This is a genomic window from Lentzea sp. NPDC058450, assembly GCF_042721395.1.
GTDB lineage: Bacteria > Actinomycetota > Actinomycetes > Mycobacteriales > Pseudonocardiaceae > Lentzea.
The window spans coordinates 495,937-509,786 of record NZ_JBHXLO010000001.1; the positions used below are offsets into that span (position 1 = coordinate 495,937).

Annotated in this window: 10 protein-coding genes; 3 read left to right on the forward strand and 7 right to left on the reverse strand. The window is 69.7% G+C overall.

Translation table 11 applies throughout. The features are described from left to right. Window positions 1-6: 6 nt before the first annotated feature. Window positions 7-2,064, reverse strand: a complete 2,058-nt coding sequence (locus ACFWNN_RS02480; RefSeq protein WP_382438038.1) for a bifunctional aldolase/short-chain dehydrogenase — start codon at window positions 2,062-2,064, stop codon at window positions 7-9. Next, window positions 2,064-3,212 (reverse strand): L-rhamnose isomerase, encoded by a 1,149-nt coding sequence (gene rhaI, locus ACFWNN_RS02485; protein ID WP_382438039.1) that lies wholly within the window; start codon window positions 3,210-3,212, stop codon window positions 2,064-2,066. The genes ACFWNN_RS02480 and rhaI overlap by 1 nt, the downstream gene beginning before the upstream one ends. A gap of 186 nt (window positions 3,213-3,398) precedes the next feature. Between rhaI and ACFWNN_RS02490 the strand changes: the two genes are divergently transcribed. The 3 genes from ACFWNN_RS02490 to ACFWNN_RS02500 all read left to right on the forward strand — a co-directional run bounded on the left by ACFWNN_RS02490 (window position 3,399) and on the right by ACFWNN_RS02500 (window position 8,303). Beyond that, window positions 3,399-4,688, forward strand: coding sequence for an MFS transporter (locus ACFWNN_RS02490; protein WP_382438040.1), 1,290 nt, complete (start codon window positions 3,399-3,401; stop codon window positions 4,686-4,688). A 209-nt stretch (window positions 4,689-4,897) separates the two neighbouring features. Continuing rightward, a complete protein-coding gene (locus tag ACFWNN_RS02495) occupies window positions 4,898-5,923 on the forward strand; it encodes a LacI family DNA-binding transcriptional regulator (RefSeq protein ID WP_382438041.1) in 1,026 nt (341 codons plus the stop codon). Window positions 5,924-6,044: 121 nt separating this feature from the next. Then, window positions 6,045-8,303 carry a family 78 glycoside hydrolase catalytic domain gene (locus ACFWNN_RS02500; RefSeq protein WP_382438042.1) on the forward strand — a complete coding sequence of 753 codons (2,259 nt, stop codon included), beginning with the start codon at window positions 6,045-6,047 and terminating at the stop codon, window positions 8,301-8,303. Between the two features lie 14 nt (window positions 8,304-8,317). On the opposite strand, the gene ACFWNN_RS02505 is transcribed toward ACFWNN_RS02500, so the two are convergent. From ACFWNN_RS02505 to ACFWNN_RS02525, 5 genes are all read right to left on the reverse strand, one after another. Further along, complete coding sequence (locus ACFWNN_RS02505; RefSeq protein ID WP_382438043.1) at window positions 8,318-8,926, reverse strand: histidine phosphatase family protein; 609 nt, start codon at window positions 8,924-8,926, stop codon at window positions 8,318-8,320. A 204-nt stretch (window positions 8,927-9,130) separates the two neighbouring features. Next, window positions 9,131-10,111, reverse strand: a complete 981-nt coding sequence (locus ACFWNN_RS02510) for an NAD(P)H-dependent flavin oxidoreductase (protein ID WP_382438044.1) — start codon at window positions 10,109-10,111, stop codon at window positions 9,131-9,133. 12 nt (window positions 10,112-10,123) lie between these two features. Beyond that, window positions 10,124-11,236 (reverse strand): acyl-CoA dehydrogenase family protein, encoded by a 1,113-nt coding sequence (locus tag ACFWNN_RS02515; RefSeq protein ID WP_382438045.1) that lies wholly within the window; start codon window positions 11,234-11,236, stop codon window positions 10,124-10,126. 13 nt (window positions 11,237-11,249) lie between these two features. After that, entirely contained in the window at window positions 11,250-11,870 is a 621-nt protein-coding gene (locus ACFWNN_RS02520; RefSeq protein WP_382438046.1) for a TetR/AcrR family transcriptional regulator, read from the reverse strand. After that, entirely contained in the window at window positions 11,867-13,699 is a 1,833-nt protein-coding gene (locus tag ACFWNN_RS02525; protein ID WP_382438047.1) for an AMP-dependent synthetase/ligase, read from the reverse strand. Before ACFWNN_RS02525 ends, ACFWNN_RS02520 begins: the two co-directional genes overlap by 4 nt. Window positions 13,700-13,850 lie beyond the last annotated feature (151 nt).

A 13,850-nucleotide genomic window follows, 5' to 3' on the forward strand; every position in this document is an offset into this window, starting at 1 on the left:
GATCTCCTAGCGCAGGAAGGCGGCGGCCACACCGGCGTCGACGGGCACGTGCAGTCCGGTGGTGTGCTTGAGGTCTCCGCCGGTCAGGACGAAGACGGCGGCGGCGACGTGCTCGGGCAGCACCTCTCGTTTCAGCAGCGTGCGCTGGGCGTAGAACGCGCCCAGGTCCTCCTCCGGCACGCCGTACACCGCCGCCCGCCGTGCTCCCCAGCCCCCGGCGAAGATGCCCGACCCGCGCACGACGCCGTCGGGGTTCACGCCGTTGACCTTGATCCCGTGCTCCCCGAGCTCCGCCGCGAGAAGGCGCACCTGGTGCGCCTGGTCAGCCTTGGCCGAGCCGTACGCGACGTTGTTCGGACCGGCGAACACGCCGTTCTTCGAGGAGATGTAGACGATGTCGCCGCCGAGACCCTGGGCGATCATCGCGCGGGCCGCCGCGTGGGAGACGAGGAACGAGCCCTTCGCCATCACGTCGTGCTGCAGGTCCCAGTCGGACTCGGTGGTCTCCAGCAGCGGCTTGGAAATCGACAGACCGGCGTTGTTCACCACCAGGTCCACGCCCCCGAACGCGAGCGCTGCCGCGTCCACCGCCGCCGCGACCGCGGCCGCGTCCGTGACGTCCAGCGTCACCGGGACGGCGACATCGGCCGAACCCAGCTCCGCGGCCACTTTCGCGGCGGCGTCACCGTCGCGATCGGACACGACGACGCACGCGCCTTCGGCGGCGAGGCGGTGCGCGATCGCCCTGCCGATGCCGGAGCCGGCGCCGGTCACGAGCGCGATCCGGCCCGCCAGCGGCTTGGGCCGCGGACGGCGGGCGAGCTTCGCCTCCTCCAAAGACCAGTACTCGATGCGGAACTTCTCCGACTCCGCGATCGGCGCGTAGGCCGACACGGCCTCGGCGCCGCGCATCACGTTGATGGCGTTGACGTAGAACTCGCCGGCCACCCGCGCGGTCTGCTTGTCGGCGCCGAAGCTGAACATGCCGACGCCGGGCACCAGCACGATCGCCGGGTCGGCACCCCTCATCGCCGGACTGTCCGGGGTCGCGTGCCGCTCGTAGTAGGCGGCGTAGTCGGCGCGGTACTGCTCGTGCAGCTCCTTGAGCCGTGCGATCACGTCGTCCAACGGCGTGTCCGCGGCGACGTCCAGCACGAGCGGAGAGACCTTCGTGCGCAGGAAGTGGTCCGGGCAGCTCGTGCCCAGTGCCGCCAACGCGGCCAGCTTCTCGCGCGAGAGGAAGTCGAGCACTACGTCGGAGTCGGTGAAGTGGCCGACCTGGACGCGGTCGGTGGAGGCCAGGCCCCGGATCACCGGCGCCAGGGCGGCGGCGCGGGCGTGGCGGTCCTCAGTGGACAGCGCCGCGAAACCCGGCCGCACCGGGCCGAACGGCTCCGCCGCGCCGCGCTCGTCGAGGAATCGCTGGGCCTCGGCGATGATCGTGCGGGAGTTCGCCTCGCACTCGTCGCTCGTGGCACCCCACGCGGTGATGCCGTGCCCGCCCAGGATCACGCCGATGGCCTGCGGGTTCGCGTTCTGCACTGCCGCGATGTCGAGCCCGAGCTGGAAACCCGGCCGCCGCCACGGCACCCACAGCACGCGGTCGCCGAAGATCTCCTTCGTCAGCGCCTCGCCGGTCGCCGCCGTGGCGATCGCGATGCCCGCGTCCGGGTGCAGGTGGTCGACGTGCGGTGCCCGCACCAGGCCGTGCATCGCGGTGTCGATCGACGGCGCCGCCCCGCCCTTGCCGAACAGGCAGTGGTCGAACGCCGCGACCATCTCGTCCTCGCGCTCGACGCCGGGGTAGACGCCGGTCAGCGCCCGCAGCCGGTCCAGCCGCAGCACCGCCAGCCCCTGCTCGGTCAGCGTGCCGAGGTCGCCGCCGGAACCCTTGACCCACAGCAGTTCGACGTCCGCGCCGGTGACCGGGTCGACGACGGCGCCGGTCGCGGACGTGTTGCCGCCCGCGTAGTTCGTGGTCGCGGGGTCGGCGCCGAGGCGGTTGCTCCGCGCGAGGAGCTGGTCGACGGTCTCGCGGCTCATCTCGTCCTTCCTGTCGGACATCAGGCTCCCCAGCCGGCCTGCACGCCACCGACGCGTTCGGCCACGATCTGCTGCTGGTAGCCGGAACGGTGGTAGGCCTCGACCGGATCCGGGTCCAGGCCCACGTCGGCGCGCAGGTCGCGCAGCAACGGGCGGACATCGGTGGAGAACGCGTCCATCAGCACGGCGTTCGCGGCGAGCACGTCGCCGGCCTCCTGCGCCTTCTCCAGCGCCGCCGAGTCGACCAGCAGCGCCTTCGCCTGCGCCTCCTGGATGTTGAGGACCGAGCGGATGATCGCCGGGATCTTCGCTTCCAGGTTGTGGCACTGGTCGAGCATGAACGCGATGCCCGCGTCCGTTCCGGTGGCGTTGGCCAGCACCAGCTCGTGCATGATCCGGAACAGCTGGAACGGGTCGGCGGCACCCGCCATCAGGTCGTCGTCGGCGTAGAAGCGGGAGTTGAAGTCGAACGCCGCGAGTTTCCCCGCGCGCAGCAGGAACGCGACGATGAACTCGATGTTCGTGCCCGGAGCGTGGTGGCCGGTGTCGATGCAGACACCCGCCTTCGGGCCGAGCTCGACGCAGTGTGCGAACGAGGTGCCCCAGTCGGGCACGTCGGTGGCGTAGAAGGCCGGTTCGAAGAGCTTGTACTCCAGCAACATCCGCTGGTGCGGCCCCAACCGGTCGTAGACCTCGCGCAGCGCCTCGGCGAGCCTGTCCTGCCGGGCGCGCAGGTTGTCCTGGCCGGGGTAGTTGATGCCGTCGGAGAACCAGAGCTTCAGGTCCCTGCTGCCCGTGGCGTCCATGACGTCCACGCAGTGCACCAGGTGGTCGATCGCCTTGCGACGGATCCTCGGATCGGCATTGGTCACCGAGCCGAGCTTGTAGTCGTCGTCCTGGAAGACGTTCGAGTTGATCGCGCCGATCTCGACGCCCTGTTCCTTCGCGTACGCCGCCAGTGCCGCGTAGTCGTCGACCTCGTCCCACGGGATGTGCAACGCGACGGCCGGGGCGACGCCGGTCAGCCGGTGCACGACCGCCGCGTCGGCGATCTTCTCCTGCGGCGTGCGCGGCACTCCTGCCTGGGCGAACACCATGAACCGGGTACCCGAGTTCGCGTACGCCCAAGACGGCGTCTCGATGCGCAGGTCACGCAGAGTCGCTCGCACGCTCTCTCCTGCTTCCGCCACTGGTCACGCTCCTTCTCCCGCGTACCGCCGGGCGAATTGAAACCTTTCAATGCGCCGACCGTAGGTCGTCCAGGCTGCGCGGTCAAGGGTCCTTGTCGAACGCGGTTCTCCTGGCTAAGGTGCGCGATTGAATCGTTTCAATGTCAACGATGACAGGGGCCGCAGATGAGCTCACGCGAAGCGTTATCAGCACAGGCGAGCACCACCACCGGCATCACGCGCCAGCAGTGGAAGTGGGCCGCGCTGGCAGGCATGGCGTCCTACCTGGACGCGGGGTCGATCGTCGCGCTCGGCGCGGGCCTGCCCCTGTTCCAGGAGATGATGGGCCTGTCCGGCCTCGCCGTCGGCGCGCTCGCGGCGATCGGCCCGAACGCCATCGGCTGCGCGATCGGCGCGTTCATCGGCGGACGGCTCGGCGACAAGCTCGGCCGCAAGCGGATCTACAAGTGGGACCTGCTGGTCTACGCCTTCGGCATCCTCCTCATCGCGGCCAGTGCGAACCCCGCGATGCTCTTCATCGGCACGTTCATCGTCGGCGTCGCCGTGGGCGCGGACGTCCCGACGTCGCTCGCGCTGGTCGGCGAGATCTCCCCCGCCAGGAGCCGGGGGCGGCTCGTGGGCTTCACCCAGGTCGCCTGGAGTCTCGGTCCCGTGGTCGTCCTGCTGATGGCTCTGGCGGTGGCGCCGCTGGGGGTCCTCGGCATCAGGCTGGTGTTCCTGCAACTCTTCCTGGTCGCGATCGTCACCTGGGCGCTGCGCCGCGGTATCACCGAGTCCACCGTCTGGCAGTCGGCGGCGAGCACCGCCACCACCGCGGGCACGAAGTTCGCGGCGCTGTTCCGCGGTGCGAACCTCAAGGCGTTGCTGTGGACCGGCTCCATCTACACGTTCTGGGGCGTCGCGGCGGGTACCGCGGGCATCTTCACGCCGTACATCGTCAAGACCCTCGACGCGGGTTCCCAGGCCGCGGGCGTGGCCCTGGCGTGCGCCCAGTTCAGCATCAGCATCGTCGTCATCATCTTCGTCGTGATGCGGTACAGCGACTCGACCTACCGCGCCCGGCGACTGATGTGGGGCATCGGCTCGATCATGTCCGTGGTGGCGTACGGGCTGTTCCTCGTCTTCCCGTTCACCGTCCCGCTGGTGCTGGCCAACGTGATCCTGTTCGGCATCGGCGGCACCATCGCCGGCGAGGCGACCTACAAGACGTTCTCGCAGGAGCTCTTCCCGACGATGCTCCGCAGCACCGCGCAGGGGTTCACGTTCGGCGTGGCCCGCGTGCTGCTCGGCATCTGGAGCTTCTTCGTCCCGGTGCTCGCCGCGGCGGGCATCGGTCTCGTCGGGTTGCTGCTGGCGGCGTTCCTCGCGATCGCCGGGTTCATCGGCTACGCCTACATGCCCGACACGGTGGGCAAGTCGCTGGAGGAGATCGAGCAGGAACGCGCCGTCGCATAGCCCGCGCATGGTCCGACGAGGCTGGGCAGGTCGCCGCGGTGACCTGCCCTGAAACGTTACAACGAACCACGGATACCCAAGCAGCACAACGTCAACAATCACTTTACGTGCACAACGCGCCGTGGTCGTCCGTCCAGCCACCTCGCCGACAGGAGAGTTATCCTTCCGACCTCGGATGATCACGAGTCGGAACGGAGTCCCTGACAGCGATGGACGAGCCCTTCACCGCCCGAATGAAGGACGTCGCCGCGCTCGCCAGGGTCTCGATCGGCACCGTCTCCAACGTGATCAACCGACCTGAGGCCGTGAGTCCGTCCACCCGTCAGCGCGTGCTCGCCGCCATCGAGGAGCTCGGGTTCGTTCGCAACGACTCCGCCCGGCGGCTGCGCGGAGGCCACGGAAGCACGCTCGCCTACCTCACGCTCGACACCGGCAACCCGTTCTTCACCGACGTGGCCCGCGGCATCCGCGAGGAGGCCGAGCAGCACGGGCTCTCGGTGTTCCTCGGCGACATCGGCAAGGACCCCCACCGCCAGACCACCTACCTCGACCTGCTCGAACGCCAGCGCGCCGAGGGCGTCCTCGTCACTCCGGCCGACGACCACGACACCCGCCTGCGCGTGCTCCCCCAGCGCGGCATTCCGATCGTCCTGGTCGACCGGCAACTCGGCGAGGGCTTCTGTTCGGTGACGGTCGACGACGTGACCGGCGGCGATCTGGCCGCGACCCACCTGATCGACCTGGGCCACCGCCGCCTCGGGTTCGTGGGCGGCAGCGCCGGTGTGCGCCAGATCGGTGATCGCATGACCGGTGTGCGCAACGCGCTGGAGCGCGCCGGCCTCGACCCGTCCGACCTGGTGCTGCTCCCGAGCGAGGACCTGGACGTGAACGGCGGCCGCAGAGGCGGCGAACGGCTCGCTGGGCTTCCCGGAGATCGCAGGCCCAGCGGCGTGGTGTGCGGCAACGACCTGGTCGCGCTCGGCCTGCTGCAGCAAGCACTGCGGCTCGGCATGAGGGTCCCGGAGGACATCGCGATCGTCGGGTACGACGACATCGAGTTCGCCGAAGCGGCGATGGTGCCCCTGACCTCGGTGGCGCAACCACGCCACCTGCTCGGCAAGACGGCCGCCGCCCTGCTACTGGCCGAGATGGAGCACGATCCGGGCCACCGGCACAGACAGGTCGTGTTCCAGCCGGAACTCGTGGTGCGTGCCTCCAGCCGACGCCACCTCTGACAGAACCTGGATGCAGAACGCTCACTTTGAGTAGCGGCAGCGCCGATCGACGACGTTCCCTTGACGTCCCGTCAGCACCTCCCTAGCCTCGACGTTTTGAAACGTTTCATTCGTTCCGGGGGTGACCGTGCCCGTCACGTGGCGAGCCAAGATGATCAGCCCGGTCGACGACGTGACCGCTCCGAAGCTGCGCACCGAGTTCCGCCTCGACCGGGGGCACGGCGTCGTCACGTCCGCCACCCTGCACGTCAGCGCCTTGGGCGTGTTCGAGGCGTTCCTGGGCAGCGAGCCCGTGAGCGACGACGTCCTGTCCCCCGGCTGGAGCTCCTACGAGTGGCGGCTGCGTTACCGCTCCTACGACGTGTCGCGCCTGCTCGGCCAAGACCCGTCCGTGCTCGGGATCCGGCTCGGCAACGGCTGGTACCGGGGCAGGCTCGGCTGGACCGGGCGCAGTGCGTTCTACGGCGACCGGCTCGGCGCCATCGCCCAACTGGAGATCACTTTCGCCGACGGGCACGTGCAGACCGTCGTGACCGACGAGAGTTGGAGCGCGGGACCGTCCGAAGTGACCGCCGACGACCTGTACGACGGCCAGACGACCGACGCCCGGCTCGCCGACGACACCTGGCTCACGCCGGCCGCGACCCTTCCCGGCTGGGGCGCGGTGGAGGTGCTCGGCCACGACCTCGACACGCTCGTCCCGTACATCGGCCCGCCGGTGCGCCGCCAGGAGTCGCTCGCTCCGGTCTCCGCTCACGTGGCGCCGTCCGGCCGCACGATCCTGGACTTCGGCCAGAACCTGGTGGGACGTCTCAGGGTGCGCGTCCGGGGCGAGGCGGGCAGCGTCGTCACCGTGCGGCACGCCGAGGTGCTGGAGGACGGCGAACTGGGAACGCGACCTCTGCGCTCGGCACTCGCCACGGACAGGTTCGTGCTGTCCGGCGGCGAGGACGAGTTCGAGCCTTCGTTCACGTTCCACGGCTTCCGCTACGCCGACGTGCACGGCTGGCCGGGCGAGCTCGCACCGGACGCGGTCGAGGCGATCGTCGTTCATTCCGAGATGACGCGCATCGGTACGTTCGAGTGCTCCGACGCCGACCTGAACCGCCTGCACGAGAACGTGGTGTGGAGCATGAGGGGCAACTTCCTCGACGTGCCCACGGACTGCCCGCAACGCGACGAACGGCTCGGGTGGACCGGCGACCTGGCGGTGTTCGCACCGACCGCCGCCTACCTCTACGACGTCGCCGCGTTCCTGGAGGACTGGTCGGCCGACCTGGTCGCCGAGCAGAACGCGGCCGGCGGACGGATCCCGTTCGTCATCCCGGACATCCTGAAATGGGGCGCTCCCGCGGAGTTCGGACCGCCTCGGACAGCCGCGGTGTGGGGCGACGTCGCCGCGTGGATGCCCTGGGCGCTGTGGCAGGCGTACGGCGACAGGGATCTGCTGGCACGTCAGTGGCCGATGATGGTGGCCCACGTGCGGCACGCGGCCGGCCTGCTGTCCGAGAACGGCCTGTGGGACAAGGGTTTCCAGTTCGGCGACTGGCTCGACCCGGACGCTCCCGCGGACGATCCCGCAGCAGCGAAGGCGCATCCCGGCGTGGTCGCCACGGCCGCGCTGCACCGCTCGGTGTCCATGACGGCCAAGGCGGCTCAAGCCCTGGGTCACGACGCGACCGAGTTCATCGAACTGGCGCAGCGGATCGGCGACGCGTTCCGTTCGTCCTACGTGGACGAGAACGGCACCGTCACGAGCGACTGCCAGACCGTGTACGCGATGGCGATCTGCTTCGACCTGCTCGACCCCGACCGCGAACGAGCCGCCGGAGTCCGGCTCGCCGACCTGGTCGAGAAGGCGGATCTGCGCATCTCCACGGGGTTCGCCGGCACGCCGTTCGTACTCGACGCGCTGACCCGCACGGGACGCGCCGACCTGGCTCACGCGATGCTGGTCCAACGAGCGGAACCGGGCTGGCTGTACCCCGTGACGATGGGAGCGACCACCGTCTGGGAGCGCTGGGACTCGATGCTGCCCGACGGATCGATCAACCCCGGTGAGATGACGAGCTTCAACCACTACGCGCTCGGCGCCGTCGCCGACTGGATGCACCGGGTCATCGGCGGCATCGCCCCGCTCGCCCCCGGCTACTCCTCCGTGCTCGTGGCCCCGGTCCCCTCCCCCACGATCACCTCGGCCGGCGCGAGCCTGCACACCCCGCACGGACTGTTCGCGGTCGAGTGGACCTGCGAGGACGGCCCTCTGAGCCTGCGGGTGACCGTGCCGGACGGCGTCACCGCCTTGGTGCGGCTTCCGGGCGAACCGGACCGCACCGTGACGGCAGGGACCCATCATTTGTGGTGTTCATACCGAACCTGAGCGAGCGCCACCGGTCAGCGAGGCAACAGGGATCGAACGAGAACGTGCTCCTTCAAAGGGTCGTCGAACTTCACCAGTTCGAGCCCCGCGGCGGCAGTCCACCGCAAAGAGTGCACCGAGCCGTTGCGGATCGGGGCGGTGCGGACGGCCGGATCGTGCGGCGCGATGTGCGCTATCACGGTCTGGATCAACGCGGCGTGCGTCGTGACCACAACGCTGCGCCCGGAGTGTTCGGTGGCGATCTCGGTGAGCGCGGTGGTGGCACGGGCGAGCACGTCCGCCGCCGGCTCCGCGTCCGGCAGTTCGCCGCCGGGGAAGCGGTCGGCGATCTCCCGCGTGGTCAAACCCTCCGCACTGCCGTAGGACTGTTCGACCAGCAACGGGTGGCGTCGCGGTTTGGGGAGGTCCAGGTAGCGCGCGATGATCTCGCCGGTCTTGGCCGCGCGGCGCAGCGGCGAGCTCACGACGGCGTCCACCTGGCGGACCGACAGCAGCAACGCCGTCGTCTTGGCCTGCTGCTTGCCGCTCTTGTTCATGGGGACGTCGATGCGTCCCTGCAGCCGTCGTTCGCGGTTCCAGTCGGTCTCGCCGTGCCTGACCAAGTACAGGTTCGTTGAACTCACGCGCGCACCCCCTCTCCGATTCGCCAAATCATATGGAATCGTCTGAAGAAGGGGCGGCCGCGTTTCACAATGTGCGACGTTTGTGAGGTCCCTAACACGTTTCGCTTCTTGTGATCGTAATCCGGAAAAGCGGCGGCCGTCACATTCAGCTGGATCAGGCGGGCCGGGGTGAGCGCGACGTGCCGCCGGAGCTGTCGTTTCGCCTCACCACGAGCCGGAGCTGAACTGACGCAGGCGGCCGGTGATCAGGTCCTCGGCCTCGCGCACGATCCGGTCGACGAGCTCACCCACCGTGGGAATGTCGTCGATCAGCCCCTGCGCGAGGCCCGCGCTCCAGATGCCGGCCTCCAGGTCGCCGTCCTCGAACACCTTGCGGCCCCGCGATCCCGCCACGAGGTCGCGGACGTCCGGGAACTCGCCACCGTCGTCGAGCACGTCGACCACCTTGCGACTCACGGAGTTGCTCGCGACCCGCGCGGTGTTGCGCAGCGGCCGGAAGATCAGTTCCGTGTCCAGCTCGCTGTTCGCGACGATCTGCTCCTTGACCCGCTGGTGCACGGGAGCCTCCTGGGTGCAGAGGAAGCGGGTGCCCATGTTGATGCCCTCGGCCCCGAGCGCCAGGGCGGCCACCAGTCCCCTGCCGTCCGCGAACCCGCCGGACGCGATGACCGGGATCGTCAGCCGGCGGACGGCCGCGGGGATCAGCACCAGACCGGGCACGTCGTCCTCGCCGGGGTGGCCGGCGCACTCGAACCCGTCGATGCTCACCCCGTCCACGCCGATCTCCTCGGCCTTCACGGCATGGCGGACGCTGGTGCACTTGTGCAGCACCTTGATCCCGTGAGCGTGGAACTCCGGCAGGTGATCACGCGGGTTCGCCCCGGCCGTCTCCACGACCTTCACGCCGGACTCCACGATCGCGCGCCGGTACTCGTCGTACGGCGGCGGGGTGATCGACGGCAGGATCGTCAGGTTCACGCCGAACGGCCGGTCAGTCAGCTCCCGGCACCGGGCGATCTCCCGCACCAGCGCCTCCGGGGTCGGCTGGGTCAGCGCGGTGAGGAACCCGAGGGCACCCGCGTTCGCGACCGCCGACACCAGCTCGGCCGTGCCCACCCACTGCATCCCGCCCTGGACGATGGGGTGCTCGACCCCGAACATCTCGCAGAATCGCGTCCTCAGCACGCCGCATCCCCTCTACAGCCCGTACGTCTTGCCGATGATGTCCCGCTGGATCTCGCTCGTCCCGCCGTACACGGTGGACACGACGGCCGAGCGGAGCAGGCCTTCCATGCCGTACTCCGTCGCGTACCCGTAGCCGCCCATCATCTGCATGCCTTCCAGGGCAACGTGTTTGGCCAGCTCGGTGCACTTGAGCTTCACCATCGACGCCTCACGGGCGAAGACACGGCCGGGTTCGGCGTCGATGGATAGGGCGACGTCGTCGAGAAGCAGCCGGGCGCACTCGATCTCGGTGGCCATGTCCGCGATGCGGTGCTTGAGCGCCTGGAACGAGCCGATCGGGCGGCCGAACTGCTCGCGCTGGCGCACGTAGACGAGGGTGTCGTCGAACGCGCGCCGGGCCACCCCGAGCATCAACGCGCCGAGGATCATCCGTTCCAGGTTGAGCCCGGCCATCAACTGGGTCCACGCGGCCCCCACCGTGCCGACGACCGCCGAGTCCGGCAGGAAGCAGTCGGTGAAGTAGAGGTCGTTGACCTCGCGGCCGCCCATCGTGTCGATGCCCTTGATCTGCAGGCCGTCCGCGCCGGTGGGTACCAGGAACTGGGTGAGGCCCCGGTGCCGCGACTCCTCCTGCGACGTGCGGGCGATGAGCAGGACGTGGTCGGCGATGTGCGCGTTGGAGCACCACGTCTTCTGTCCGTTGACCACGTAGCCGCCGTCGACCTTGTCGGCCCGGCAGGTCAGCGCGCTCACGTCGGACCCGGCGCCGGGCTCGGACATGGAGATGGCCTCGACGCGCCCTTTGACCACGCCGTCCAGCACGACGCGTTTCTGTTCCTCCGTGCCGAACTCCGCGTACGCGGCGGCCGCGATGACGGTGGTGGCGAACCCGCTGATCGGCGCGCGGTGGAACGCCGTCTCCTCCAGGAAGAGGCACAGGTCGGTCATCCCGAGCCCGGCGCCGCCGTACTGTTCGGGCACGGCGATGCCGAGCCACCCCAGCGCGGCCATCTTCTCGTAGACGACCTGGTCGTGCGGCTCGGTCCCGGTCCTCGGCTCGCGGCGGCAGAAGTCGCCGACCGCGGCGAGCAGGTCGCGGCGTTCGTCGGTCAGGGTCCTCGGCATGGCGTGGGGCTCCTCAGTCGTTGCGCACGGCGGGAAAGACGGTCTCGACCAGGTGCAGCACGGTGCGGGTGAGCATCACGTGCAGGTCCGCGCGGGTGAGCGTGCCGCGCACCAGCCACTCGCGGGAGGCGGCCTTCAGCATGCCGCTGTGCGCGCGGATCATCGCCCGCAGCTTCGGCTGGTCCGCGCCGACGTCGGTCAGCATCACCGCTTCGAGCACGCGGTCCGTGGCGATCTCGTCGGCCTCCAGCATGATCTGCTCGATCTCCTGGTCGTTGCCCAGGTTCTCCAGCCCGATCGCGAAGAGCCACATCTCCCGGTTGCGCTCCACGACCTCGAGCCACCGGTCGACGCAGATCGACACCCGTTCCTGCGCGGTCGTCGGCGGCAGCCGTTCGGAGACGGACGCCGGCACGACCATCATCTGCCGCACCACCTCCAGGTAGAGGTCGCGCTTGGTCGTGAAGTAGTGGTGGATCAGCGCACGGGTCACGCCGGCCTCGGCCGCGATGTCCGTCGTGGACACCGAGGGGTAGCCGTGCGCGCCGAAGAGCCGCCGTGCCGCGCCCAGGATCTCCGCCCGCCGGGCGTCCGGTTCCATCCTGCGGCGCTGCGCCTGACGCTGCTCGCTCATCCCGTGGTTCCCCTCGTGTACATCGACTCGATCGTCGCGGCGTGCAGAGCGTCGACCTCCCTGCGCCGCAGGCTCATCTTCGGCGTCAGCTCAGCAGACTCCGGCGACCACGGCACTCCCAGGACCCGGTAGTGCTTCACCTGCTCGGACCGGGCCAGCACCTCGTTGACGCCGGCGACCGCCTCGTCCAGGGCGGCGAGCACGTCCGGGTGTTCCGCGAGCGCTTGGAGATCCGTGGTGGCGATTCCCCTGGCACGGGCCCAGAGCGGCGCCGCCTCCTCGTCGAGCACCAGCAACGCCGTGACGTACGGGCGCCGGTCACCGATCGCGACGGCGTACGCGATCAGCGGGTGCGCCCGCAGCAGGGACTCGATCCTCGTCGGCGCGATGTTCTTGCCGCCGTCGGTGATGATGAGCTCCTTCTTGCGGTCGGTGATGGTGACGATGCCCCGTTCGTCGACCTCGCCGACGTCACCGGTCTGGAACCAGCCGTCGGCGTCGGTGGCGGGATCCACGCCGCCGTCGGCGCGGAGGTAGCCCTGGCAGACCACGGGACCCCGCACGAACAGCTCCCCGTCGTCGGCGACCTTCACCTCTATGCCGGGGCCCGGCCGTCCGACACCGCCCAGGGCGAACACGTCCGGCGTGGCGACGGTGGCGGCTCCGGTGGTCTCGCTCAGGCCCCACACCTCGTACACCGGCAGCCCGACGCCGGCCAGGAACTCCAGCACGGCCACGGGAATCGGGGCCGCGCCGCTGAACGTGCGCCCGCACTCGCCGAACCCGATCGCGGCCCGGATCGGCCGCAGCACCGCGGCGTCGAGCTGCCCGTGCCGGGCGGCGAGGTGTGGTGGCACCTCCTTGCCCGCCGACCTGAGGTGGAACACCTCCAACGAGGTCTCCCGCGCCAGCGTCACCGCCGCGGCCTGCTCACCGGTGAGGATGTCGAGCTTCGCGCGCAGCCCGGCGGCGAGCTTCTCCCACACCCTGGGGACGCCGAAGAACCCGTTGGGCCGCACCGCCTGCAGCGCGGGCAGGAGCTGCGTCGGATCCGCGCAGATCGTCACGTGCCCCGCGGAGCAGATGGGCATGTAGATGCCGAGCACCCGTTCGGCGATGTGGGCCATCGGCAGGTAGGCCACCGAGCGCGGGTGGGGTTCGACGGGGACGAGGACGTCCTGCATGAGCGACTCGTAGATCACGTTGCGGTGGGACAGGACGACGCCCTTGGGTTCGCCGGTCGTGCCGGACGTGTAGACGACGGCCAGCGGCTGGTGCGGCGTGGCCTCGTCGGTGAGCGCCTCGAACGCCGGGTCCTGTCCCGCCACCGCGCCGCGCAGGTCGTCGTAGGAGACGAACCTGAGGTCGCCAGCCGGCGCGATGGCGGGATCGAGGACGACGACCGACCGGAGGCGGGGCAGGTCGTCGAGGACGGGCTGCCAGCGCCGCATCTGCTCCTCGCCCTCGATCACGAGGACGGTCGCGGCGCTGTGCTGGGCCACGTAACGGATCTGTTCGGTGCTCAACGTGTCGTAGGTGCTGCAAGGCAGGGCGCCGAGGTGGACCGCGGCGAGGTCGATCACCCAGTGCTCGGGCCGCTTCGCCATGGCGATCAGCATTCGATCGCCGCGGCCGAGTCCGACCGCGGCCAGGCCCTGGGTCAGCAACGCCACCTCGGCGCGCAGCCCCGACCACGTGAGCGTCGACGCGTCCGCACCGGCACCTGAAGTGAGGGCGGGGAGGTCCGCGAACTGCTGTGCGTTGCGGCGCAACAACTTCGTGATCGTGAGGCCTTCGACGGACTCGTGCAGCTGCTCTGCTGCGGCCACGGCGGGCTCCCTCCATCGCGATCCACTGGGGTTCGGGTGGCTCCACCGTGCCGCCACTGTTGACTGGCTGTCAATAGTGTGATTCAGGCAGTCCGAGCAGAATCGATGTAGACGAAGGAACTGTTGCGATCACTCGATCTGCTGCTACCTT

Bases quoted from the DNA above. Each gene is read 5' to 3' on its own strand.
- ACFWNN_RS02480 (WP_382438038.1), bottom strand. From the start codon at position 2,064: ATGTCCGACAGGAAGGACGAGATGAGCCGCGAGACCGTCGACCAGCTC.
- ACFWNN_RS02490 (WP_382438040.1), top strand. From the start codon at position 3,399: ATGAGCTCACGCGAAGCGTTATCAGCACAGGCGAGCACCACCACCGGC.
- ACFWNN_RS02495 (WP_382438041.1), top strand. From the start codon at position 4,898: ATGGACGAGCCCTTCACCGCCCGAATGAAGGACGTCGCCGCGCTCGCC.
- ACFWNN_RS02515 (WP_382438045.1), bottom strand. From the start codon at position 11,236: ATGCCGAGGACCCTGACCGACGAACGCCGCGACCTGCTCGCCGCGGTC.
- ACFWNN_RS02520 (WP_382438046.1), bottom strand. From the start codon at position 11,870: ATGAGCGAGCAGCGTCAGGCGCAGCGCCGCAGGATGGAACCGGACGCC.